The organism is Brucella gallinifaecis, from assembly GCF_006476605.1.
GTDB lineage: Bacteria > Pseudomonadota > Alphaproteobacteria > Rhizobiales > Rhizobiaceae > Brucella > Brucella gallinifaecis.
Genome location: NZ_ML636802.1, coordinates 138,939 through 161,017, shown reverse-complemented (window position 1 = coordinate 161,017; position 22,079 = coordinate 138,939). Strand labels below are relative to the sequence as shown.

Sequence of the window (22,079 nt, the reverse complement as noted above, 5' to 3'; positions counted from 1 at the left end):
ACTCATGGCTCCACCGAAAGCTGGACCGCGATATAATCTTCAACAAGCGCAATTGCCGATGTGGCATCCGGTGCATCTGCACCCAGCGCATGACGGATATAAAGCCCGTCGATCAGTGCGCTCGCGCCTTCAGCAATACGATTGGCGCGAGCTTTAGAGGTAAGCTGACCGAGCGCGAAAACGAAGTTTGAATGCAGGCGGCGGGCATAGACACGCAAAAGCCGCCTTGTGTCTTCGGATTGCTGGGCGTGGACATAGAATGTGAGCCAGGCGGCAATCGTCTCATGGGCGAATTGCGAAGCGGAAAAATTTACCTTGATAATGGCAGCAATGCGCTCATGCGGCGTCTCGGCAGCCCTGATTGCCTCGTTTAAATCATGGCCCAGTTCGCGCAATAAATGCCGCATGGTGGCGAGGATAAGCTTGTCTTTACCGCCAAAATAATGATGCGCGAGGGCAGGAGATACGCCAGCCTCATGGGCGATTTGCGCAACGGTGACATCAAGCGAACCGCGCTGGCCGATTGTTTTGATCGTGGCGTTGATGAGTTCGCGCCGACGCAGTGGTTCCATCCCGATTTTGGGCATAATCATTATCCGGCTTGAGGAGTGTCGATTGCTATTTTATTGTTGCCCATTTTATCGTTGATTGACTGATCAATCAATAAAAAATCTGACAGGCGTCGAAATGTGGATAGGGGCTATTATTTAGCGACTTCCACCCGATGAGCTTGCGGACAATGTCTGCTCTGCATACATTCAAGCCATGAGCAGAGCTTTCACAAAAGAACAGGACGATGCACCGGTTGACCTTGGTGAACGACCTGTCAGCCCGCACCGCAATCTCGTAACGCCTGACGGCTTGAAGATGATTGAACAGGAGCTTGTGCGCCTGCAACGCGAGCTGGCGCAAGCCAATGTCGCGGAAGAACGTTCAACAATTGCGCGTCTTTCGCGTGATTTGCGCTACTGGACGTCGCGTCGTGAAACGGCAGAACTATCTGTACCTGAACCGGACAGCGAGGTGGTGCGCTTCGGCATGACGGTTGAGCTTGAAAATCTTGATGACGGCAGCACCCGCATATGGACTATTGTGGGCGAAGATGAGGCCGACCCATCCAAGGGCAAAATCTCGCATATAGCGCCGGTTGCAATCATGCTTTTTGGCAAGCCGGTGGGCGATGTGTTGAAGATCAATGGCCATGACTGGGAGATTGTGTCGGCGAAAGTTTAGGATCCTGACTCTAACCTTCGCCAACCGCTACACAATGATCACGAAAGAAAGCTGCAGCACCGGCTTCGTCGATTTCGCTGGTTGATACCATCAAAACAAGTTGGATAATGTCTTCTTGCTCTGCTTCGAGGCTGTAGCCATTGAAGTAAAGAAACAAATCAGCAGCCGCCAGGCCAGTGCGCTTCTTGCCATCGATAAATGGATGGTTCTTAAGTAACCCAAACAAATAAGCTGCGGCGAGATCAAACAGGTCGGGATTGCCATAGGCTTCTTTCTGCAATGGTCGGGCCAGAGCAGAATCCAGTAAGCTGGAATCACGAATCCCCATCGCTCCACCATGCAGCAGTAATTGCTCCTGATGCAGTGCCTCAATAAAAATGCGTGAATGAAAGTCTGTCACTTTGCCAGCACACGATAGGCGGTCTCATATTTTTTCATGCGCTCACGCGCAATCTTCATCTTCTTCTCGAAGACGTCAGGATCATCCTCATTGCGCGTTAATCGTAGGCTGTTTTCATCTGCTGTGAGAACCAGCGTGTCGCCTGCTTGCAGATTAAGTCGCTCCAGCACTTCCTTAGGCAGGATGACACCTTCGGAATTGCCGATCTTGCGCAGGGTTACGTTCATGACTTTTCTCCTATGTTATAACAGATGATATAACATAGGAGTCATATTGTCTACGCGTCCTATAACCATCCCTTGCGGCGGAAATAGAACAGTGGCAGCAATGCCGAGGCAATCATCAGGCCCAGCGCCATTGGATAGCCCCATGGTGAGTTGAGTTCCGGCATGAATGAGAAGTTCATGCCATAGATCGACGCAACGAGTGTGGGCGGCATGAAGCCCACCGCGGCAACTGAGAAAATTTTGATGATCGCATTTTGTTCGACAGATATAAGCCCGACAATTGTATCCAGCAAAAACGTGACCTTGTTGGACAGGAAGTCGACATAGGCGACCAGCGATTGCGCATCGCGTTCAAGCGATTTGATCCATGACCGTGTGTCTTTTTTGGTCGCGACGGGGCTATTTATTGCCGAAAGATAAACCAGCATTCGACTGACGCCTGCCAGGCTTTCCCGCATGCGCGATAAAAACGTTCCCTGACCGCCGATCTGTGTGAGGATATGTCGAAAATCTTCCGTTGTCATTGGCCGCGCTTTTGGCTGGCGACGATAGATCGAATGCGATGCCGCATCGATTTTTCCTGCAACGCCTTCCAGAATATCCGCCAGACGATTGGTCGTTGCCTCGATGATGCCAAGCATGATCGACAGGCCCGAGCATCTGGTTGTCGGGATCAGACCATTACCGGGCTTTGTGGCACGGGTAATGTAAATGCTCACCGATTTCGGGTCCGCATAGCGCACGGTCACAAGGCGCTGGCCATAGATGATGAAGGTGACAGGCGCCAGTTCCCGGTGATCAAGATCAACAGCATGAAGAATTGGCACCGTCAGATATTGTGCGCCATTTTCCATATAGAACCGGCTTGATTCCTCAATTTCTGTCATGTCTTCGCGGGTGGGGATGGAAATGCCGGTCCATGCCTCAACGATATGATCTTCATTGACGCCGGGTGCAAGCAGGTCAATCCATATGACATTTTCAGGCAAGGGATTGCCGGGTTCGACCTCGACACGTTCAAGGTGGTCTCCGTTTAGGCAGTAAAGATTGATCATGGTGCACCCGATTGCCAAGTCTTTTAATTCACCTGCCAGCTTGCGTTAAAAATGTTAACGGAATACGGCAGACCAACTCTTCCGATGTTTATTACAAAATTTCAGCTATTGATCCAATAATCTGATGAGATGCATCGCTGATTTGTGATGAGATTGACATGAAAGGTGCTGGCGAAATGAGCCACACAAATTCTGCGGCAGAGACCGCTTTGGTGGATGTCGAAGTTGACAGTGTGCCGCAGCCTCCCGAGCCGCGCCAACAGAATATGGCTCTGCGCTTTTTGCTGGGATTAAGTCTGGTTTTGATTGCAGCCAATCTGCGACCGGTGTTTTCAAGCGTATCGGTGCTTTTGCCGGAAATCATCGAAGCGACGGGTATGTCGGGTGTTGCGGCAGGTGTGCTGACAACTTTGCCGGTTGTCTGTCTTGGAGTATTTGCGCCCTTTGCACCGCGCCTTGCGCAGCGTTTTGGGGCGGAGAAAGTTCTGTTATTTGTACTGATCGTTTTAACCATTGGCACAGCGATCCGCGGCATTGGCAATTCGGCATCGCTTTTTATCGGTGCGATGCTGGCAGGAGCGGCAATTGCCACGGGTAATGTGTTGCTGCCGGGGGTGGTTAAGCGCGATTTCCCAAAAACCGCAGCCATCATGACCGGGCTTTATACAATGGCATTGTGTGGCGGCGCTGCCGCAGCAGCGGGTTTTACAATCCCGATTGAGCATATGCTGGGCGGCTCCTGGAATCTGGCACTGGCTTTCTGGGCTTTGCCAGCCGCACTTGTGCTGTTGCTGTGGTTGCCACAGGCTTTACGCGCAAAGCATAATGTGGCCCATTCCGGTTTTAAGCTTATCGGATTATGGAAAGACAAGCTTGCATGGCAGGTCACATTGTTTATGGGGCTTCAGTCTTCCATGGCTTATGTGGTCTTCGGCTGGCTCGCCCCTATTTTGCGTGAGCAGGGGCTAAGCGCCACCGCAGCCGGCGGACTGGTGTCATTTTCCATTCTTGTGCAGGTCATCACCTGTCTGGGGATACCTTCGATCGCCATCCGGCAGAAAAGCCAAAGCCTGCTCAATGCTCTGCTTTGTATGAGTGCAGCGCTGCCCTTGATTGGTTTTCTTTATTTGCCGCAATGGAGCTTCTGGCTTCTGGCCATCATTCAGGGCTTTGGGCAGGGCGGACTTATTGCAGCTGCGATGATGGTGATCGTGTTGCGTTCACCCGATTCCCATATAGCGGCGCATCTCTCTGGCATGGCGCAATGTGTGGGCTATATAATCGCTTCCATCGGGCCGCTGGTGGTGGGATTGATCCACAGTGCGACAGGCAGTTTTGCAGCTTGTGGACTATTTTTTGCAGCTCTTGGTATAGGAGCTGCCATTAATGGCTGGGGCGCAGGCCGCGCAAAACATATCGGCGTTAAAGGCGTTTAAAAAATAAAACAGCCCCGTTTTCCGGGGCTGTTTTTTGTGAAATCTATACGAACTGACCCAGGCCAGGAATTGATCCGACAATGGCGTCGACCGGTTCGGCACCGGCTTTTTCCTTGGCAAAGCTGATGGTTTCCTTTGCAACGCCGGAAATTTCGCCCATGCCGAGACCCGCGCCCATCAGCTGCGAGCCAAGTCCCATCACGCCACCCATCAGGCCGGATAGAAGGCCGCCGCCTTTAACCTGCGAAATGGCTTCTTCCGCACCCGGAAAAGCTGCCAGAAGCTGCTGAACCTTGTCGGCTGGACCTTCTTTTTGCAAAAAGGCCAAAATCATACCAACGGCTTTTTGAGCTGTCGCTGCATCAATACCGACATTGGAGGTGATGCGCGTGATCAGTTCTTCCATGAGACTCTCCCGAATTATCTTACGTTTACGTAATATGCATTATGATTGAAGCTTTGCAAGTATTTCTGATGCATAATGTTCCGAATTTTTCTGAACTGAAGCTAAAAATCAAGTTTCCTGCCCCTAATTTCGAGTTATCGTTGTAGCGTGGCTGTGCTGCTGGTATATCCTTGGTCAAGCAAACCTTTTACGGAGCGACAGAGCTGATGACCGCTGATGATGCAATTTTTCTTGGTGCAAGCCGTAAACCGGATGATTCCTATCAGCAGCCGGAATATCTGGCGCTGAAATATGGTAACAGGCATGGTCTTGTCACCGGTGCGACGGGCACGGGGAAGACTGTGACTTTGCAGGTATTGGCTGAAAGTTTTTCTGCGGCTGGTGTTCCTGTTTTCTGTGCAGATATCAAGAGCGATCTGTCAGGGATTGCCGCAGCCGGTGTGGCAAACGAAAATCTCACCAAACGCGCTGAAGAAGTGAAGCTTGATCCTTATGAATTGCGCGCTTCTCCTGTTATTTTCTGGGATATTTTTGGTGAAAAGGGCCATCCGGTCCGCGCAACCATTTCAGAAATGGGACCGTTGCTGCTCTCGCGTCTGATGAGCCTTACAGATGCACAGGAAGGTGTGCTTAACGTTGCTTTCCGCCTTGCCGATGAAGAAGGCCTGTTGCTGCTGGATCTTAAAGACCTGCAGGCAATTCTTGCAGAAATGGCGGAGCGCTCGACTGAACTTTCAGCGAAATATGGCAATGTCAACAAGGCTTCTGTTGGTGCGATACAGCGTTCGCTGCTGGTGCTTGATCAGCAGGGAGGGACGAAGTTTTTTGGTGAACCTGCGCTTCGTATCTCCGATTTGATGCGCACAACGACCGATGGGCGCGGCGTTATCAGTGTGCTTGCCGCGGACAAGCTGATGATGAGCCCACGTCTTTACTCGACATTTCTGCTTTGGCTGATGTCTGAACTGTTTGAAGAGCTTCCCGAAGTGGGCGACCCTGACAAGCCGCGTCTGGTGTTTTTCTTTGATGAGGCACATTTGCTGTTTGATGAAGCACCAAAGGCACTGGTCGATCGTGTTGAACAGGTGGTTCGCCTGATTCGTTCGAAAGGTGTTGGTGTTTATTTTGTAACGCAGAACCCGCTCGATGTGCCTGAAACGGTTCTGGCCCAGTTGGGTAACCGTGTGCAGCATGCGCTTCGCGCCTATACGCCCCGCGAAACCAATGCAGTAAAAACCGCAGCCGATACGTTTCGTCCGAATCCTGATTTCAAAACTTACGAGGCGATTACCAATCTCTCGACAGGTGAAGCGCTGGTGTCGACATTGCAGGCAAAGGGTGTTCCTTCAATGGTTCAGCGCACATTGATCCGTCCACCATCGTCACAGATTGGACCATTGTCGCCGGAAGCCCGTGCAAAAATTATCGCAGCAAGCCCGGTTGCAGGCCAGTATGATCAGGCTGTGGATCGGGATTCTGCATTTGAAATGCTGGCTCGAAAGGCGCAGGCTTCGGTAGAGGCAAAGCAGAATGCCAAAGAAGAAGAAGCTGGCCAGAGCGGAGGCATTCTTGGCGAGATCATGGGTACCGCTTTTGGAACAGGACGCCGCTCTGGTCGCCAGACGGTCGCTGAAACAGCGATGAAATCGGTTGTGCGCTCGGTCAGCAACTCCCTTGGCCGTGCGCTGGTGCGCGGTATTCTGGGCAGTTTCAAACGCTGATAGAATAGCAAAAAGCCCCGCATTGCGGGGCTTTTAAATATGTATCCAAATTCAGATTTAGATGACCACGATCGGTGCTTTTGGCGGTACGCGATTATAAAGGTCGATGATGTCCTGGTTTAACAGGCGTACACAACCAGACGAAACCGCCTTGCCGATAGACCACCATTCAGGATTGCCGTGCAGGCGATAGATGGTGTCTTTGCCATCTTTGAAGATGTACAGTGCACGTGCTCCGAGCGGGTTCTTGAGGCCCGGACCCATGCCGCCATTGCGTATGCTGTAGGGCTCGAGTTCCGGCTGGCGTGCAACCATTTCATCCGGCGGTGTCCAGCGCGGCCATTCGCGCTTGTATTGAATAACAGCGCGGCCTGACCATGCAAAACCATCGCGGCCGATGCCAACGCCATAACGCATTGCCTGACCATTACCAAGGACCAGATACAAAAAGCGATTGGCGGTGTCGACAACGACCGTTCCAGGCATTTCACCTGTTGGATCCTGCACGACCTGACGCAGATAGCGCTTGTCCATTTTCTGGATTGGTATAGCTGGAAGCTGATAACCATTGTCTTCAACTGCCGCATACATGGATGTCCAGCTTCCGTAGGAAGCATCGACATTGGCTTGCGGTGTCCTGTTGACAGGATTGCCATTGGCATCGACATCGACGATTGGAACATTCTGCCCCAACTGAGCACAACCGGCGAGGCCGGCCGCCGCTGTTGCTGTCATGGCCGTAAGAAAGGAACGGCGGGTAAGGGTCGTTTGCATATGAAAACCAGTTTGATGACGGGAGGAGTGTTAGATACAACGGTTAGGGTTAATGAAGTGCGACCAACGCGTTATGATAATCACAAATTCTGCGTTCAGAACGATGTGACCGCATTTAATTGCAGGCAAAACGCCCGATGAATGTGGCCTCTCGCCGTTCATAATAAGGCTTAAAAGTGGCCGGGGCATCGCAAGTGGTTTCGTGTTGCCATTGTGACACAATTTTGGTCGCAACAGGCGGTTGTCTGCGGCTGTCGTCTGTGTCGGTTGCTTTTTAGGTATTGCTGAATTTAGTTCAATTGCTTCAGACTGGGCAGAATAAGGGCAGGGGGATATTGCTTGTATTCGTCAGGCTGGCTGGATCGATTGATCCATACAGCACGCATACCGAATCGTGCAGCACCTGCAATATCCCAGCGGTTGGAAGATTGGAATGAGATTGCTGACGGGTAAAGCCGCCATTGCATTGCTATCAGCTCATAGACTGAAGGCGATGTCTTATAACGTTTGACGCTATCGGCTGAGATGACATCATCAAGCAGGGCATCCAGTGCGCAGGATTTAACCGCCGCTTCAAGCATGGCAGGCGAACCATTGGAGAGGATCGCCAGTCTTGCGCCTTTGTTTTTCAGGCTTTTCAGTGCGGCAGGGACTTCCGGGTAGCAATCAAGATGTCCATAGGCTTCAAGCAGATCGCTGCGCAGAAGGGGATCGACAGAAGGATAACGCGCAAAGGCGAAATCGAGGGCTTCTTCAGTCAGTTTCCAGAAGTCACGATATTCCCCCATCAGGCTGAGTGTCCAGGAATATTCGAGCTGCTTGGTTCGCCAGAGCAGGGAAAAGGCTGCTCCATCCGGTCCCGCTTTGTCTTCATGTCTTCGCACAGCGGAATGCACATCAAACAATGTGCCATACGCATCGAAAACATAAGAATTGTAAGACACTGATTTGCTCCGTTTATCTATCAATTATCGAAAAAGTAAATTGGACCCTATCTTTATGCAATTTCAATAAAAATTCATTGACTTGGTAGTCAAATTTAGAAGATGCGCCATTGCCGCATGTGACATTGCGGCCTATGTAGATTGCGCACGCAAGTTTTCAGGGCTGTGCTCGCACTGCCCTCAGTAGCTGCTTATTGTAAGCTGAAAGACACAGAGGAGAGTTCCAATGGCCTTTGAACTGCCACCCCTTCCGTATGATTATGATGCACTTTCGCCATTCATGTCGCGTGAAACACTCGAATTCCATCATGACAAGCACCATCAGGCTTATGTTACCAATGGTAACAAGCTGCTTGAAGGTTCAGGTCTTGAAGGCAAGAGCCTTGAAGAAATCGTCAAGGAAAGCTTTGGCAAAAATCAGGCGCTCTTCAACAATGCCGGTCAGCACTATAACCATCTCCATTTCTGGCACTGGATGAAGAAAGACGGCGGCGGCAAGAAGCTGCCTGGTGCGCTTGAAAAGGCTATTGAATCCGATCTCGGCGGTTACGACAAGTTCCGCGAAGATTTTATCGCAGCTGGCGCCGGTCAGTTTGGCTCGGGCTGGGCATGGCTGTCAGTCAAGGATGGCAAACTCGAAATCTCGAAGACTGCCAATGGTGAAAGCCCGCTCGTTCACGGCGCGACACCAATTCTTGGCGTCGACGTATGGGAACATTCCTACTACATCGACTATCGCAATGCGCGTCCGAAGTACCTCGAAGCATTCATCGATAGCCTTGTGAACTGGGATTATGTTCTGGAGCTCTACGAAAAGGCATAATAGGCCTTTTCAGTCGTGAAAATGAAGAACCCTGCGAAAGCAGGGTTTTTTGTTGCTTGATCATGCATAAAACATGATGCTCAAGATCAAGAATAGTTTCAGATATTTTCTGAAGAGAATGCAGAGATGGAATATTTAAACAATAGTATTTTAATCATGTTTTTCACATAATTGTGAAATCAATGTAATAATATCAATAATATCTGCGTATTTATTGTCCTTAACACCATTTGATGAGTGTATTTGTTGCAAATATGGTGAATCTATCTGATATTTACATCAGGGATGATTATTATCCATTTTCAATTACGGAGGATCATATGCGTTCTTTTTTTCTGGCTTTTGGTGCAGCGCTAATTCTGGGCGCTGGTGTGGCTCATGCCGATGTGATCGCTGATCGTCAGGCCATCATGAAAGATCTGGGCCGCTCTGTCGGGCAGCTGGCGCCAATGGTGAAGGGTGAAAAACCTTTTGATGCAGCCGTTGCTCTGGCAGCTCTCGAAAAAATCGACGCAGATGCGAAAAAGTTTGATGTTGATAGCTTGTTCCCTGTTGGCTCCGATCAGGGGGACACGGAAGCTTCTCCAAAAATTTGGGAAAACAGGCAAGATTTTATCGGGCACGTTGAAAAATTCCGTGCCGATGCCGCGGCAGCAGTTGCGGCAAAGCCCGCTGATCTTGATGCATTGAAGCCTGTCTTTCAGCAGGTCGCCGCCAATTGCGGTTCCTGTCATCAGGCCTATCGCGTGAAGAAGAACTGATTAGGAAAATAATGATTCGCAAACTTGCCTATGCTGCAGGTGCCGTCATCATTATCGGCGCTGCCAGTTTCTGGATGCTGACAAGGCCGCAGACGGTAGACCCGTCAGTGATTGCGTCTTTGCAGCCGGGTGATGTCGTCAATGGAGAGCAGGTTTTCTGGGCAGGTGGCTGCGCTTCCTGCCATGCAGCACCGGCTGCAACCGGCGATGCCCGCAAGATTCTTGCCGGCGGGCATGAGCTGGTTTCGGATTTTGGCACTTTCATTGCTCCAAATATTTCCCCATCAGAGCAGGGGATTGGCAACTGGACATTGCATGACTTCGCCAATGCAATGCTGAAAGGGACAGGTCGGGCAGGGGAGCATCTTTATCCTTCTTTTCCCTACACATCTTACGCAAAGATGCAGCCGCAGGACGTGGCGGATTTGTTTGCCTATATGAAAACGCTGCCGGAATCTGACAATGTAGCGCAACCGCACAAACTGGGCTTTCCGTTTAATATTCGGCGAGGGCTTGGGCTTTGGAAACAGCTTTATCTCTCTGATAAGCCGGTTCTGGCCCTTGCCAATGTATCGGATCAGGTCAAGCGTGGGCAATATCTTACCGAAGCGCTCGGTCATTGTGGGGAATGCCACACACCGCGCAATGTCATTGGCGCTCTGGATACAAAGCAATGGATGGCGGGCGCTTTATCACCTGAAACCGGCAGCGATGGTCGCAAGGGCATTGTGCCCAATATCACCTCTGGTGAAGGAGGCATTGGCGACTGGAGTGAAAACGACATCGCCTATGCGCTTCAAAGCGGCTTTACGCCGGATTTTGATTCACTCGGCGGTTCCATGACCGATGTTGTAACCAATATGGCGCAGATAACAGATGCGGATCGTGAGGCAATCGCGGCCTATCTCAAGGCGATTCCTGCGCATAAGAATGGTTATCCATCCACCCGCTGATTATCTCTTCGTGCAGCGCACAACAGTTGGTAATCCGGCATTGGTGTATTTGCTCTGCATTGTATAGAGCCAACCTTTGCATTCTGACATGGTTTGAAAGCAGCGAAAGCGATCAATCGGCACCAATCCGTCACTGCTGACAAAGGGTGAGTCGTCCACGCCGCTGAATTGCCCAACAATGACACCACTGCCACGTGGTGGCGTGTTGCAGCGCTGTCCGGCAAATTCGCTGACATTTTTACGCACCTGTGCTTGTGCGAGTGTTGCAGGTGTCATCAATGGCAAGGCAATAAGAGCAGTCAAAAATGCGCGATGCATGCTTTGATCTCCGTATCGGTTCCATCAAGCTATTATAGGCTTGAACAAAACTCCCGGCAAATGAATTGCCGGGAGTATTATTTATATGTCTTTAATGATGTTTTCCGACAGCTTTGAGTGCAAAAGCATAAGTATAGGCGACTTCTTCCAGCCGGGAGAAGCGCCCCGATGCACCGGCATGACCTGCATCCATATTGATACGGAAGAGAACCGGATGATTGTCGGTTTTCAGTTCACGCAGCTTTGCGACCCATTTGGCTGGTTCCCAATAGGTGACGCGCGGATCGGTCAGGCCTGCAACAGCGAGAATGCGCGGATAGGCCTGTGCCTTTACATTGTCATAAGGCGAGTAGGCTGCAATATTGCGATAATCGGCTTCTGATGTAATCGGATTGCCCCATTCCGGCCATTCAGGAGGTGTGAGGGGCAAAGTGTCATCAAGCATGGTGTTGAGCACATCGACAAATGGTACTTCTGCAATAATACCGCCAAAGGCCTCTGGTGCCATATTCGCAATAGCGCCCATCAGCATGCCACCTGCTGAGCCGCCATGGGCAACGATTGCATCATGACTGGTGAAACCTTGCGCGACGAGATGCTTCGCTACCGCGATAAAGTCTGTGAACGTGTTGGTTTTCTTTTCACGTTTGCCATTTTCATACCAGGAAAATCCTTTGTCCTTGCCACCACGAATATGCGCGATGGCATAAACAAAGCCCCGGTCAACCAGTGACAGGCGAGAAGTGCTGAAGCTTGCCGGAATCGTTATGCCATAGGAGCCATAGCCATAGAGCAGACAGGGTGCAGATCCATCGATCTTCGTGTCCTTGTGGTAGAGCAGCGACACTGGAACCAATTCACCGTCTTTGGCCGGTGCAAGAATACGCCGCGTGACATAATCGGAAATTTTATGACCGGAAGGCACTTCCTGTGTTTTGAGCAGCACGCGTTCACGTGTGTTCATGTTGTAGTCGAAAAGCTGCTCAGGCGTGGTCATCGAAGAATAGGAGAAGCGGATGACATCCGTATCATATTCCGCACTGCCGTGCAGTCCCAGCGAATAGGCCTCTTCATCAAAGGCAATAGCGTGCTGTTCGCCGGTTTTACGGTCACGGATGACAATCCGCGGCAGACCGTTATCGCGTTCCATCCAGACCAGATGCCGTTTATAGGCAGCATGTGAAAGAATAAGGCGTCCGGGAACCTCAGCAACAATATCTTCCCAGTTTTCCGGTTGCGGTGCTGATGCGGGTGCACGCATGATTTTAAAGTCTTTGGCGCCATTAATATTGGTCAGAATGAAGAATTCATCCCCACCCGGCGCCAGATCATATTCCACGCCGGTTTGACGCGCCATGACGAGCTGCGGTTTTGCCGCCGGATCATTGGCAGGCAGCAGCCAGCATTCCGAAGTTTCGTGATCATGAATGTCAATGAAGATGAAGTCATCAAGGGGAGAACCGCCGATTCCGACAAAAAATCCCGGATCTTTTTCCTCAAAGATCAGCTTGTCCTGCGTCTGTAATGTACCGATTTCATGGTAGAAAACCTTGGATGGCCGGTGGTTTTCATCAAGCAGGCTATAGAAGAAGCCTTTGCTGTCAGCATCCCAGCTACCGCTTCCATTGGTATCGGTAAGAATGTCATCAAGGTCTGACATTTTTTCAAGGTCACGAATCTTGAGTTTGTAAAATTCCGAACCCTTATCGTCATAGCCCCAGATCAAGCGATTGTGATCGGGTGAGTGATCAGCGGAAGCAAGGCGGAAATAGGCCTTATCTTGCGCTTCCTTGTCTCCGTCTAGAAGGATTGTTTCGGTGCCGCCATCGCGTGGCGTGCGGATGAAATAGGGTTGCTCGCCGCCGGTGCGAAAAGAAGCGCCATATGCATAAGGTCCGTCCTTGGATGGAACGGATGAATCATCTTCTTTAATGCGCCCACGCATCTCGGCAAAAAGTGCTTTTTGAAGCGTCTGCGTATCTTTCATCAAAGCGGATTGATAGGCATTTTCTGCCTCGAGATGCGCCCGAATTTCGGGTGCCAGAACGGATGGGTCCTTGAAGACATCCTGCCAGTTATCAGCGCGAAGCCATGCATAATCATCCGTGCGGGTAATGCCGTGGCGGGTATCTTGTGATGGATGTTTCGTTGCTTTGGGCGGCTGCGGGAAATAGATGTCTTGGGGCATGTAAAATCCAGTAAAAGTGAAATCATTCAGAACTGTTATGTCTGGGTCCTGACCCTGGCACAAACAAGATTACGCGGGATCGAAGATCAGGGCATTGCCATTCATGCAGTAACGCAAGCCAGTTGGCGGCGGACCATCCGGGAAGACGTGCCCCAGATGCGCATCACAATCCGAGCAGCGAATTTCAGTGCGGTTCATTCCATAAGAATGGTCTTCAAAGGCCGAAACTGCATCAGCTTCGATCGGTTGATAGAAACTTGGCCAGCCGGTTCCCGATTCATATTTTGTTTCAGAGCTATAAAGAGCGCGGTTGCAGCATACACAGCGATAGATTCCGTGTAAGGAACTGTCAAAATTCGGGCTGGAAAAGGCACGTTCCGTGCCATGCTGGCGGGTAATCTGATATTGGATTGGTGTGAGCTGTTCGCGCCATTCCGCATCAGTTTTGACAATTTTCAGACGACGGTTTTGATCGGTTGAGTTTGACATTGTTTCCTCCTGTGTGGGGAGATTGGCAGTTTGTTGCCCGCAGTGGTCGCTTTTTGGACTGGACGAACCGTGAATCGGACTGTTTATCGCATTATGGAATGCTTGAGACCTTTAATCGTTTGTTTATAGCTATGGTATTTAAAATTGTTTTTGTTTTTTAGTTTGGTCTTGAATTTTATGTGTGCACTATCTGTTTTTAAGCTTCCAGACATATATAGTTGCAGACAGTATCAAATACGAGTTTAATTACGTGAAATATATTTTAGATTTGCCTTTTTGCTGCCTTAGTCGTTATCCATGAGTTTTGCTGGTAAATATGGTTCTTTTAGAGGGCATTAAGAAGAATTGCTCCAAAAGACATTGTTTATATATGTGTGATAATTCAGGAAGCAGCAAAGATAATATACCAGTGAACTTATCACTTTACGAATAAATACGATCTCTCGGCAGGGTATTTTTCATAGGTTAGTCATTTTTGAATGACACCTATAGCTGCATGTCGGTTGTATTTGTATTTGTAAGAAGAATTTTGCATCCTGGATGTAAATCATTTTAACAATTCTATTGCAAATGGTGATGTTCTTTGTTATTGGCGATGCAATTTAGCATTGGGCAGGGTTTAAGATTTTAAGAAAATCGCTCTCGATTTCATTGAGAGCTTTAATCTGCTTGATATGAAGAACGTTTATAAAGGAAAAAAAATGGAAAACCCTGAAGTCTATGACGAGAGTGCAGAACTGTTGCTTAGTCTGACTGCTGATGTTGTCGCTGCCTATGTCGGGAATAATTCTATTCGTGCAAGTGAGTTACCTCTCCTGATTTCAGAAGTACATGCTGCGTTCAAGAGCCATGTTGTTCGTGAAGAGGCGCCTGTTGTTGTTGAAAAGCCTAAGCCAGCTGTTAATCCGAAGAAGTCAGTGCAAGATGATTACATCATTTGCCTTGAAGACGGTAAGAAGTTCAAATCACTTAAGCGTCATTTGATGACACATTATGGTATGACTCCTGAACAGTATCGTGAAAAGTGGGATCTTGATCCTAACTATCCAATGGTTGCGCCAAATTATGCAGCAGCTCGTTCGCGTCTCGCAAAGAAGATGGGACTGGGTCGTAAGCCTAAGGGCGCATAATTGGCCTGATAATCCAATTCGTTCTTGTTTCAGTTTGAAGCAAGTTGACCATAGCCCGGTGTTTTCACGCCGGGCTATTTTTATTCCAGACCCTTATCGAACAATGACAGTCTTGCCCATCAGTCTGTCCAATGCCTGTTTTAAGGCAATATGTCTGTTAAGATCATAACTCCAATGGCGATTGATGCCTTTCAGTCGCTCACGTTCGATCAGTCGGTTTAACCTGTTTTCAGCTTGTTTTTTCTCGTCTTGTGAGCTGTTGAGCAAAGCGTCCATGTCAATGCCGGCAATGATTTGCAGGGCAGCGCGTTGCATTGCCCCCATGCGTTCTTCATTGCGCGTAGCAAGAAATTCCTTGCAACTCTTTCGAAGAGTAATTTCCATCTTTTCACTTCCACCGGTTACATTTTTCCCGATGGCAGAATCCCCTGATTTTTGAGAGTGTGGATAAAATTCCTATATTACGATGATAATAGTGGATATTTTATTTATTCCGGGCTTCATAAAACTTATCCCCACTTGCAAATTCCTCATTATAAGAAGATATTCCTATAATGGTGAGGAAAGATGAATGTCTCTGAAAACTCCGGATATCATCCATACCCGCGTAGAAGCTCTGGAAGCTTTGAAACTTATAGCAGCACGACATGGGCGGGCATTGAAGCTGGATAGTTCTGGTCCGGTTCCAGGGCGTCGACGTCAGGAAAAGAACATTCAAATCTGCGAAGCTTTGATTGATGTTTTATCTGTTTATTTTGGCGTCAGCGGTACTGAATTGCGTTCTCCGATGCGGTGCCGAAGGGAGGTTGCCCGGGTACGGCAGTTGGGAATGTATCTCGCTCATACTTTGTTTGGGATGATGATGAACGAGGTGGCAGCCGGCTTTTCCCGTGATCGGACGACTGTCATGTATGCTTGTCATCTCGTCGAGGACCGGCGCGATGACCCGGAATATGACGCAGTGGTTTCCACGATAGAAAAACTTGTCAATGTTGGATTCTCGGATTGGAGGATGGTGGCATGAGCATAGCCGGTACAACTGCCAAAACACGAATTATCCGCTTTCTGAAGCAGGGTGGATGTGAAGTGCAGGACTCTGTACGTGAAAGCCATGTTTTGCTTGTTGCCGATCATGGAACCATTGCAGCCAGCCGCACTGAATTGGATGCGATGCAAAAATCTGGCATCCTGATTTGCGAAAATGATCGGCTTGCGCTTGCGTCACAGGTCCGAAAGTTGGCCCGTCCACATGCTCGAGCCATACATAAAACTGAAACAATTGAGCTGGAATATGGCGTCAAGGTAGAAATCAACCCGTCTGAGTCACCTTTGGCCAAGCTCTATCGGCTTCGCAATGGCAAAGGCGCCAGTTTTATTTCAGAGGATGAATTTCGGGCAGGAGAGAGACTGCGTGCAGACTTCACGCGCGGATCCATGATGCCTTCAATCACAGCACGGTGGGATGTCGGTGTCGGAAATGCCAATCGTTCAGGTCCTGGTGGCATGGCGGAACTGACAGATATTGCGCTTGCAAGCCGGATGCGTGTTGAACGTGCATTGAAGGCGGTTGGGCCTGAGTTGAGTGGGGTTCTGATTGATGTTTGCTGTTTTCTGAAGGGGCTTGAACGCGTGGAACGTGAGCGTCAGTGGCCAGTACGTTCGGGCAAGATGCTGCTTAAGATGGGACTATCCATGCTGCATCGGCATTATAACCCGCATATCGAAAAGGCAGATCGGTCGGTGGGGATTGTGCATTGGGGAACACAGGATTATCGACCGATGTTGCGACCCGGTCAAAATTGATCGCTTCATGTCTTTCAATCATATTGACCCAGCCTAGGGTTTAAACAACAACAGCTTATAGACGGGGGATCACTATGCTTGGCAGCCGCAATAAGCTTGAACAGATTTTTTTAAAACTGAAAACGCGTGTCGAAAAAGAACGTGTTTTCAGCAAAACCTATCCGGGCACTGCAATTGCCGAGGCCGATGCTTCTGATAAGCGTGCGCATGAAGGATGGCGTAATAGCCCTCTTGATGGTCGGATTGTTTCAATCAAGGACTTGTTTGATATCGCGGGTGAGCCGACGCTTGCAGGCTCCGTTGTGCGCAAGACTGCTGCGAACGCAAGCGAGGATGCCGTAATTGTGCAGCGCTTGCGAGCAGCAGGCGCGGTGATTATCGGAAAAACGCATATGACGGAATTTGCGTTTACGGCAGTCGGTTTGAACCCGCATTATGGGGTGCCAGCTAATGCGATTGACCCCCGATATGTGCCCGGTGGCTCTTCTTCGGGTGCCGCAGTATCGGTTGCCGAAGGAACAAGCGAGATTGCTATCGGGTCTGATACGGGGGGGTCGGTGCGTATACCTGCGGCCTTGAACGGGCTGGTTGGCTTTAAACCTACTGCAAAGCGCATTCCTCTTCAGGGGGCATTTCCTTTGGCGCCTTCGCTTGATTCGATTGGCCCCATAGCCAGAACCGTTGCGGATTGCATTCTTGCTGATGCGATTATGGCGGGGGAGGCGCCAATTCTGCCAGCGCCTGCGGTTTTGTCTGAATTGACACTTGCATTGCCCGAAGGTGTGTTGCTGGCGGATATGGAACCTGAGGTAAATGATGCCTTTCAACGATCTTTGCAGGCACTTCAGGCCGCCGGTGTGCGGATTGTCCCGTTTGAGTTGAACGATCTTGTTTTTAAATTATGTAAAGCCACGTCGATTGGATCGATTGCAGGCATTGAGGCAAGCCAGATCCATGCACAAACATGGTTGCAAGATCCGGCTGCGAATGTTGATGAGCGTGTAAAGCATAGTCTTGCTCAACGTTTAAACATTTCCGAAAAAGACTATCAGAGCCTCATGCAGACACGCCAGTCACTGATTGCTGAAATGGATCGGCGTCTTGCAGATGTTGATTTCCTTGTGACGCCCACCACACCAATTGTCGCACCGACAATTGCTTCTGTGAGCGATGACAAGCATGAATATGAGCGTGTGGAAACACTGCTTCTGCGCAATACGCAGGTGGCCAATCAGTTTGATCTTTGCAGCATTACGCTGCCAATGCCCGTAATTGGAATGCCTGTCGGACTGATGCTGACTGGCCGAAACGGTGCGGACAAGCAATTGCTTGCAGCAGCACTTTCGGTAGAGAATCTTTTAAGCTGAAGCTTTGAGTGCCGCAGCATCCTGGCGGATGCGTGCCACCATAGAGCGCAGACCATTGGAGCGTTGTGGTGTCAGATGCTCATCAAGGCCCAGTTTTTTCAGAACTTCTTCCGGGTCCGATGCCACGATTTCGGACGCTTTGCGTCCTGAATAAAAGGCAAGTACGATCGCAACCAGACCGCGCACAATATGCGCATCGGAATCACCGAGAAAATCGATAACCGGATCTTCGCCTTCATGCGGTATTGTCTTCAGCCATACCTGACTGACGCAGCCCTGTACCTTGTGCGCAGTATCTCGCGCATCATCGGGATAAGCAGGCAATTCCTTTCCCAGATCGATTACATAGCGATAGCGATCTTCCCAGTCGTCGAGAAATTCGAAGTCGGAAATGATGCTGTCTATTGTCGTGGTCATGATATCTGCTCAAAATGGGTCACGGTTCGGTTGTCTATATAGGGACAAACGGCACAAACGTCACCCCAAACATCAGTTTCGAGATGGGATTGCGCCCGTCACAGAGCGATCAACTGCGCGAAGTGCTTCGGCACGCGGGGTAGGGATCGGGATTTTTGAAACAGAATTTTGTGCCGGCTGATTTTCTGCTTGCTGTTTGAGCGCAGATTCTGTCCCTTCTTGCGGAGCACTTGATGGCTTGGCACCGAAGCGCTCACTCAGATATTCGAGGATGCCGCCACTTTGCTCCATAGCGCTGTTTGCAGCACCAGACAGAAAAGATGCGCCGGTTTCGCAAAGTGCTGGATTGTTTATGCAGAGCTTGCCGATTTCCAGTGCAGTTTTACCATTAGCCAGTATTTGATCAGCCGCGTCTGTTTTTGTGTTGATTGTGCTGCCGGGTTCTTTATCAGACGACGTGTTTTCTCCATCCGCAGGAAAAAACTGCGGCATGATCATAAATGCCAGCGATAGCCAGATTGCGGATTTGATGAGAAAACGGATCATTGCGCTCGAAAGTGTTGGCCGGAATTGGTAAAATCATTCTTCATGAAATTAGAAAAGATTTCGTAACCGTAAGAATCACCGTTTTAAAATGCCACAGCGCGGAAAATGCCCGGCAGAGCCAGGGTATTGTCCACTTTCTGTTTACCATAGCAGAAAAACTTCGGCCCAAAATTGTCAGATTCTGCATCAATCCGCACATCGCCAGCTTGTTTTATCCTTTCTTTAAAGCCTCGTCTGCATTCTGGCATCAACAGGCCAATCCCTGATGGATGTGCCGAACGAGTATTGAGTGAGTAAGGCAAGTTGAGCGCCATTCTTTTGAACGCAGCACAGATCGCAGGCACTAAGGTGCAGGCGTTTGCGCGTTTTTACGAACGTTTTTGCCAGCGCTGGACGGATTGTTCAGATGCATCCGCGATTCGCATCATCGGTTCATTCATGCTTTTGCCGGTTTTGCTGTTTGTAACTGTGAATGCTTCCGCTCTGACAACAGATTTTGCGATGCTGTCTGTGCTTGCGGCAAGTTTTGCAGGCATTGCGATGATATTCTGTGGCTTAAGCCTGATGGGTATAAAAGCCGGGGTTCTTGGAACGCTCAATTTTGCTGTTTATGGTGCAGGGCTTGCTGCAATCGCCTTGCTTGCCAATGGCGGCAGCATTGTGCTCTGGATTATGGCACTGGCTTTCCCGCTTGAAGCATGGCTCACAAGCCGTAAGCCGCTGGCAGCACTTGCAGCTATTATTGTGCCAGCCTTTATTCTGGTTGCAGGGGATATTTCTGTCGCGACTCTGTCGCCTGCTTCTCTGGTTATGTCGATGCTCTATGTCGCAAGCCTTGTTGCACGTAGTCAGGCTCTTCGAAGAGATGCAGTATCCGTCGCTCAGCCCGTACAAAAGCCATTGATTGCAGCCGGTGATATGTTGATTACACTGGATGTTGAAGGGGTTGTTTCAGAAATCGGAGCAACATCGGCGGCATGTCTCGGGGTTCAGCCCAATATGCTTGAAGGGACTGCACTGATTGACCGGGTGCATGTGGCTGATCGCGTTCAATATGTTTCGTTGCTTGCTGATCTGCGCTCTGGCTGTCAAGCGCGTCCTGTTGATGTGCGCCTTCGTACGATTGAAAACGGCACCCCGGTTTTTCTGTCATTCCGTATCGAAGGTGTGGCAAGCAATGGTATCATTACGCTGATTGGTCGTTCACTGGAAGGTGAACACAGACTGCTTGAAGAAATCAATGCGCTGAAAGCTGAGCTGGAAGAAGAGCGTATTGGCAAGGGCCGTTTGCTGGCAACTGTCAGTCATGAATTGCGCACACCGCTCAATTCTATCATCGGCTTTTCTGACATGCTCTCCCATGAGATGGGGTGTCAATTACAGGACGAAAAGCAGCGCGAATATGCGGGGCTTATTCATAAGTCCGGCCATTATCTGCTGGAACTGGTCAACTCGGTTCTTGATAATTCCAGGCTTGAAACCGGCACTTATCAGATTGCGCCTGAGAGTTTTTCTTTCAATGAGGCGGCGGATATGTGCGCTGCCGTCATGCTGCCACAGGCGGAAAAGAAAGGCCTTGCTTTCTGTCATCGTGTGAATGCGACAACGGGTGAGGTGGTCGCAGATCGCCGCGCAGTGCAGCAGATTTTGCTCAATCTGACAGCCAATGCGGTCAAATTTACGCAGCCGGGTGGTTGCGTTACCATTGATGCATCGCGTGTCATCATCGGCGGACAGCCTCAACTTGAAATCGTGGTTGCGGATACCGGCATCGGTATTGAACCGGAAGATATGCAGCGCATTGGATCGCCATTCGTGCGTGCAGACAATCAATATACACGCGCACAAGAGGGAACTGGCCTTGGCCTGTCAGTGGTCAGGGGATTGGTAGAGCTGCATCATGGCTCGATGAATATTAAAAGCTGTGTGGGCGAAGGAACGGTTATAACTATTCATCTGCCGGTGGCAGGCCCACAAAAACTGCTTGATCAGGATTCTTTGGGAGAAGAGGATCAACTGCAACTTGGCACGGTCATTGACATGAACCGTCACCAGGGAGAACGGAATAATGAGTGGCACAAAGACGAAAACTGTGAACAGAGCCAAGAGCGGAACAGCACGCAAGCCCGCAAAACGGCCTAGTCTCGGTCGTCGTTTGCTCCGGGGGTTCTTTAGTTCGGCTTCTGCGCTGGCGATATTTGCCGGCAATTTTATCGTGCGCAATCCTGTGCTCACCGGTGGCGCAACGGCCTTTGCGGTTGTGATGGGATTTGTTTCGGCCAATGCGCTCTGGTATCAGCCGGAAGCACATAATGCTGTTTTCTTCAAAACCCGCACGGATTTTGTTTTCAAGGCCACGCCGCGTGCATATTTGCCCGCAACAGTGTCGCAACAAAAGCTGGACGAAAATACGAATTCCAGACCTGTTGAAGTGTTGCCGCAAGACCGGACAGTATCTGCTGCGCTTTCGCCGGATCATTCGCAGGTGACTGGCTCGATTGATGAAATGTTACCAGCCCTTGCGCCCAATGCAGATATTGAAATTGCGCGTCTGCAACAACGATTGCGCACACTTGGTATTTATCAGGGAACAGTTGACGGTTTTACAGGGCCGCAAACGCGCGAAGCAATGGAACGCTGGCAGACATTGCAGAAAAAAGCGGGCATAGCTGATCAGAAAAATGAGGCCGGGGCGTCAAAACAGGATGATGTTGCCCGGCTTATAGATATGGCTGTGCCAACACCAAGGCCTCAGCCTGTGGTTCAGAAGGTTGCTCTTCCTGCAAAACGTGCACCTGATCTCACATCTTTGGAAAGCAAGCCTGTCGAGGCAAGGAAACCGTCTGTTGTACTGGCAGCAGTTCAACCGCAGACAGAGATTTCTTCGCAGGATATTATCCGTGTGCAGGCCGGTCTCAAAGCTTTTGGCAATGAAATGATCAGTGTTGACGGTGTTGCCGGAAAAACCACACAGGATGCCATCCGTGAGTTCCAGAAGCTGTTTAAATTGCCCGTGACTGGTGAAGTCGATGCTGCGCTGATTGCAAAAATGCGCGAAATTGGCCTGATCAGCTGATACAGGATACGC

26 protein-coding genes are annotated in these 22,079 nt (G+C 49.9%); 12 read left to right on the top strand and 14 right to left on the bottom strand.

Going from position 1 to position 22,079, the window contains the following annotated elements; genetic code table 11:
- Positions 1 to 2: 2 nt before the first annotated feature.
- A complete protein-coding gene (gene betI, locus FHY56_RS05395) occupies positions 3 to 587 on the bottom strand; it encodes a transcriptional regulator BetI (protein ID WP_140904154.1) in 585 nt (194 codons plus the stop codon).
- A gap of 178 nt (positions 588 to 765) precedes the next feature.
- On the opposite strand from betI, the gene FHY56_RS05390 reads away from it, so the two are divergent.
- The gene (locus FHY56_RS05390; protein WP_140904153.1) at positions 766 to 1,233 is read left to right on the top strand and encodes a GreA/GreB family elongation factor; all 468 of its coding nucleotides are present in this window, start codon (positions 766 to 768) and stop codon (positions 1,231 to 1,233) included.
- Positions 1,234 to 1,243: 10 nt separating this feature from the next.
- Here the strand turns inward: FHY56_RS05390 and FHY56_RS05385 are convergent, their stop codons facing one another.
- The 3 genes from FHY56_RS05385 to FHY56_RS05375 are packed head-to-tail and all read right to left on the bottom strand — an operon-like array spanning position 1,244 to position 2,915.
- On the bottom strand, positions 1,244 to 1,633 hold the full coding sequence (locus FHY56_RS05385; RefSeq protein WP_140904152.1) for a type II toxin-antitoxin system death-on-curing family toxin: 390 nt from the start codon (positions 1,631 to 1,633) through the stop codon (positions 1,244 to 1,246).
- Positions 1,630 to 1,860: an AbrB/MazE/SpoVT family DNA-binding domain-containing protein gene (locus FHY56_RS05380; protein WP_140904151.1), complete on the bottom strand. Its 231-nt coding sequence runs from the start codon at positions 1,858 to 1,860 to the stop codon at positions 1,630 to 1,632. The genes FHY56_RS05385 and FHY56_RS05380 overlap by 4 nt, the downstream gene beginning before the upstream one ends.
- Before the next feature lie 59 nt (positions 1,861 to 1,919).
- Positions 1,920 to 2,915: a magnesium transporter CorA family protein gene (locus FHY56_RS05375; protein WP_140904150.1), complete on the bottom strand. Its 996-nt coding sequence runs from the start codon at positions 2,913 to 2,915 to the stop codon at positions 1,920 to 1,922.
- Between the two features lie 176 nt (positions 2,916 to 3,091).
- On the opposite strand from FHY56_RS05375, the gene FHY56_RS05370 reads away from it, so the two are divergent.
- A complete protein-coding gene (locus FHY56_RS05370; protein ID WP_140904364.1) occupies positions 3,092 to 4,351 on the top strand; it encodes a CynX/NimT family MFS transporter in 1,260 nt (419 codons plus the stop codon).
- Positions 4,352 to 4,394: 43 nt separating this feature from the next.
- Here FHY56_RS05370 and FHY56_RS05365 read toward each other — a convergent pair whose 3' ends face one another.
- Positions 4,395 to 4,757, bottom strand: coding sequence for a DUF2267 domain-containing protein (locus FHY56_RS05365; RefSeq protein WP_140904149.1), 363 nt, complete (start codon positions 4,755 to 4,757; stop codon positions 4,395 to 4,397).
- Positions 4,758 to 4,963: 206 nt separating this feature from the next.
- Here FHY56_RS05365 and FHY56_RS05360 point away from each other — a divergent pair, with 206 nt between their 5' ends.
- Positions 4,964 to 6,478 carry a helicase HerA-like C-terminal domain-containing protein gene (locus FHY56_RS05360; RefSeq protein ID WP_140904148.1) on the top strand — a complete coding sequence of 505 codons (1,515 nt, stop codon included), beginning with the start codon at positions 4,964 to 4,966 and terminating at the stop codon, positions 6,476 to 6,478.
- 57 nt (positions 6,479 to 6,535) lie between these two features.
- Here the strand turns inward: FHY56_RS05360 and FHY56_RS05355 are convergent, their stop codons facing one another.
- Complete coding sequence (locus FHY56_RS05355) at positions 6,536 to 7,252, bottom strand: L,D-transpeptidase (protein WP_140904147.1); 717 nt, start codon at positions 7,250 to 7,252, stop codon at positions 6,536 to 6,538.
- A 290-nt stretch (positions 7,253 to 7,542) separates the two neighbouring features.
- Positions 7,543 to 8,196: a haloacid dehalogenase type II gene (locus FHY56_RS05350; protein ID WP_140904146.1), complete on the bottom strand. Its 654-nt coding sequence runs from the start codon at positions 8,194 to 8,196 to the stop codon at positions 7,543 to 7,545.
- A 226-nt stretch (positions 8,197 to 8,422) separates the two neighbouring features.
- On the opposite strand from FHY56_RS05350, the gene FHY56_RS05345 reads away from it, so the two are divergent.
- The 3 genes from FHY56_RS05345 (at position 8,423) to FHY56_RS05335 (ending at position 10,733) form a co-directional block, all read left to right on the top strand.
- On the top strand, positions 8,423 to 9,019 hold the full coding sequence (locus FHY56_RS05345) for a superoxide dismutase (protein ID WP_140904145.1): 597 nt from the start codon (positions 8,423 to 8,425) through the stop codon (positions 9,017 to 9,019).
- Between the two features lie 320 nt (positions 9,020 to 9,339).
- A complete protein-coding gene (locus FHY56_RS05340; protein WP_140904144.1) occupies positions 9,340 to 9,780 on the top strand; it encodes a c-type cytochrome in 441 nt (146 codons plus the stop codon).
- 11 nt (positions 9,781 to 9,791) lie between these two features.
- Entirely contained in the window at positions 9,792 to 10,733 is a 942-nt protein-coding gene (locus FHY56_RS05335) for a cytochrome c (protein ID WP_140904143.1), read from the top strand.
- Here FHY56_RS05335 and FHY56_RS05330 read toward each other — a convergent pair whose 3' ends face one another.
- From FHY56_RS05330 to msrB, 3 genes are all read right to left on the bottom strand, one after another.
- Positions 10,734 to 11,051, bottom strand: coding sequence for a hypothetical protein (locus FHY56_RS05330; protein WP_140904142.1), 318 nt, complete (start codon positions 11,049 to 11,051; stop codon positions 10,734 to 10,736).
- Positions 11,052 to 11,142: 91 nt separating this feature from the next.
- On the bottom strand, positions 11,143 to 13,239 hold the full coding sequence (locus tag FHY56_RS05325) for a S9 family peptidase (protein ID WP_140904141.1): 2,097 nt from the start codon (positions 13,237 to 13,239) through the stop codon (positions 11,143 to 11,145).
- A 69-nt stretch (positions 13,240 to 13,308) separates the two neighbouring features.
- Positions 13,309 to 13,728 carry a peptide-methionine (R)-S-oxide reductase MsrB gene (gene msrB / locus FHY56_RS05320; protein WP_140904140.1) on the bottom strand — a complete coding sequence of 140 codons (420 nt, stop codon included), beginning with the start codon at positions 13,726 to 13,728 and terminating at the stop codon, positions 13,309 to 13,311.
- A 701-nt stretch (positions 13,729 to 14,429) separates the two neighbouring features.
- Here msrB and FHY56_RS05315 point away from each other — a divergent pair.
- Entirely contained in the window at positions 14,430 to 14,858 is a 429-nt protein-coding gene (locus tag FHY56_RS05315) for a Ros/MucR family transcriptional regulator (RefSeq protein WP_140904139.1), read from the top strand.
- Between the two features lie 93 nt (positions 14,859 to 14,951).
- On the opposite strand, the gene FHY56_RS05310 is transcribed toward FHY56_RS05315, so the two are convergent.
- Positions 14,952 to 15,242 carry a cytoplasmic protein gene (locus tag FHY56_RS05310; protein WP_140904138.1) on the bottom strand — a complete coding sequence of 97 codons (291 nt, stop codon included), beginning with the start codon at positions 15,240 to 15,242 and terminating at the stop codon, positions 14,952 to 14,954.
- Between the two features lie 187 nt (positions 15,243 to 15,429).
- On the opposite strand from FHY56_RS05310, the gene FHY56_RS05305 reads away from it, so the two are divergent.
- From FHY56_RS05305 to FHY56_RS05295, 3 genes are all read left to right on the top strand, one after another.
- The gene (locus FHY56_RS05305; RefSeq protein WP_376889500.1) at positions 15,430 to 15,882 is read left to right on the top strand and encodes a helix-turn-helix domain-containing protein; all 453 of its coding nucleotides are present in this window, start codon (positions 15,430 to 15,432) and stop codon (positions 15,880 to 15,882) included.
- On the top strand, positions 15,879 to 16,661 hold the full coding sequence (locus FHY56_RS05300; RefSeq protein WP_140904137.1) for a DUF6456 domain-containing protein: 783 nt from the start codon (positions 15,879 to 15,881) through the stop codon (positions 16,659 to 16,661). Before FHY56_RS05305 ends, FHY56_RS05300 begins: the two co-directional genes overlap by 4 nt.
- Before the next feature lie 74 nt (positions 16,662 to 16,735).
- Positions 16,736 to 18,028 carry an amidase gene (locus tag FHY56_RS05295; protein WP_140904136.1) on the top strand — a complete coding sequence of 431 codons (1,293 nt, stop codon included), beginning with the start codon at positions 16,736 to 16,738 and terminating at the stop codon, positions 18,026 to 18,028.
- Here the strand turns inward: FHY56_RS05295 and FHY56_RS05290 are convergent.
- From FHY56_RS05290 to FHY56_RS05280, 3 genes are all read right to left on the bottom strand, one after another.
- Positions 18,020 to 18,445: a SufE family protein gene (locus FHY56_RS05290; RefSeq protein WP_140904135.1), complete on the bottom strand. Its 426-nt coding sequence runs from the start codon at positions 18,443 to 18,445 to the stop codon at positions 18,020 to 18,022. The two genes, FHY56_RS05295 and FHY56_RS05290, sit on opposite strands and share 9 nt — an antisense overlap.
- A 72-nt stretch (positions 18,446 to 18,517) precedes the next feature.
- Positions 18,518 to 18,991: a hypothetical protein gene (locus tag FHY56_RS05285; RefSeq protein WP_140904134.1), complete on the bottom strand. Its 474-nt coding sequence runs from the start codon at positions 18,989 to 18,991 to the stop codon at positions 18,518 to 18,520.
- An 83-nt stretch (positions 18,992 to 19,074) separates the two neighbouring features.
- Positions 19,075 to 19,293 (bottom strand): hypothetical protein, encoded by a 219-nt coding sequence (locus FHY56_RS05280; protein WP_140904133.1) that lies wholly within the window; start codon positions 19,291 to 19,293, stop codon positions 19,075 to 19,077.
- Between the two features lies 1 nt (position 19,294).
- Between FHY56_RS05280 and FHY56_RS05275 the strand changes: the two genes are divergently transcribed.
- Together FHY56_RS05275 and FHY56_RS05270 are read left to right on the top strand one after the other, a co-directional pair.
- Complete coding sequence (locus FHY56_RS05275; protein ID WP_376889494.1) at positions 19,295 to 21,133, top strand: sensor histidine kinase; 1,839 nt, start codon at positions 19,295 to 19,297, stop codon at positions 21,131 to 21,133.
- Complete coding sequence (locus FHY56_RS05270) at positions 21,060 to 22,067, top strand: peptidoglycan-binding domain-containing protein (RefSeq protein WP_140904132.1); 1,008 nt, start codon at positions 21,060 to 21,062, stop codon at positions 22,065 to 22,067. The genes FHY56_RS05275 and FHY56_RS05270 overlap by 74 nt, the downstream gene beginning before the upstream one ends.
- The last annotated feature ends 12 nt before the right edge of the window (positions 22,068 to 22,079 follow it).

Coding starts and splice junctions, on each gene's coding strand:
- FHY56_RS05340 (WP_140904144.1), top strand. CDS start 9,340: ATGCGTTCTTTTTTTCTGGCTTTTGGTGCAGCGCTAATTCTGGGCGCT.
- FHY56_RS05370 (WP_140904364.1), top strand. CDS start 3,092: ATGAGCCACACAAATTCTGCGGCAGAGACCGCTTTGGTGGATGTCGAA.
- FHY56_RS05290 (WP_140904135.1), bottom strand. CDS start 18,445: ATGACCACGACAATAGACAGCATCATTTCCGACTTCGAATTTCTCGAC.
- FHY56_RS05300 (WP_140904137.1), top strand. CDS start 15,879: ATGAGCATAGCCGGTACAACTGCCAAAACACGAATTATCCGCTTTCTG.
- FHY56_RS05305 (WP_376889500.1), top strand. CDS start 15,430: ATGTCTCTGAAAACTCCGGATATCATCCATACCCGCGTAGAAGCTCTG.
- FHY56_RS05335 (WP_140904143.1), top strand. CDS start 9,792: ATGATTCGCAAACTTGCCTATGCTGCAGGTGCCGTCATCATTATCGGC.
- FHY56_RS05380 (WP_140904151.1), bottom strand. CDS start 1,860: ATGAACGTAACCCTGCGCAAGATCGGCAATTCCGAAGGTGTCATCCTG.
- FHY56_RS05345 (WP_140904145.1), top strand. CDS start 8,423: ATGGCCTTTGAACTGCCACCCCTTCCGTATGATTATGATGCACTTTCG.
- FHY56_RS05360 (WP_140904148.1), top strand. CDS start 4,964: ATGACCGCTGATGATGCAATTTTTCTTGGTGCAAGCCGTAAACCGGAT.
- FHY56_RS05315 (WP_140904139.1), top strand. CDS start 14,430: ATGGAAAACCCTGAAGTCTATGACGAGAGTGCAGAACTGTTGCTTAGT.
- FHY56_RS05355 (WP_140904147.1), bottom strand. CDS start 7,252: ATGCAAACGACCCTTACCCGCCGTTCCTTTCTTACGGCCATGACAGCA.
- FHY56_RS05330 (WP_140904142.1), bottom strand. CDS start 11,051: ATGCATCGCGCATTTTTGACTGCTCTTATTGCCTTGCCATTGATGACA.
- FHY56_RS05285 (WP_140904134.1), bottom strand. CDS start 18,991: ATGATCCGTTTTCTCATCAAATCCGCAATCTGGCTATCGCTGGCATTT.
- FHY56_RS05270 (WP_140904132.1), top strand. CDS start 21,060: ATGAGTGGCACAAAGACGAAAACTGTGAACAGAGCCAAGAGCGGAACA.
- FHY56_RS05310 (WP_140904138.1), bottom strand. CDS start 15,242: ATGGAAATTACTCTTCGAAAGAGTTGCAAGGAATTTCTTGCTACGCGC.
- FHY56_RS05325 (WP_140904141.1), bottom strand. CDS start 13,239: ATGCCCCAAGACATCTATTTCCCGCAGCCGCCCAAAGCAACGAAACAT.
- msrB (WP_140904140.1), bottom strand. CDS start 13,728: ATGTCAAACTCAACCGATCAAAACCGTCGTCTGAAAATTGTCAAAACT.
- FHY56_RS05390 (WP_140904153.1), top strand. CDS start 766: ATGAGCAGAGCTTTCACAAAAGAACAGGACGATGCACCGGTTGACCTT.
- FHY56_RS05295 (WP_140904136.1), top strand. CDS start 16,736: ATGCTTGGCAGCCGCAATAAGCTTGAACAGATTTTTTTAAAACTGAAA.
- betI (WP_140904154.1), bottom strand. CDS start 587: ATGCCCAAAATCGGGATGGAACCACTGCGTCGGCGCGAACTCATCAAC.
- FHY56_RS05375 (WP_140904150.1), bottom strand. CDS start 2,915: ATGATCAATCTTTACTGCCTAAACGGAGACCACCTTGAACGTGTCGAG.
- FHY56_RS05365 (WP_140904149.1), bottom strand. CDS start 4,757: ATGGAAGAACTGATCACGCGCATCACCTCCAATGTCGGTATTGATGCA.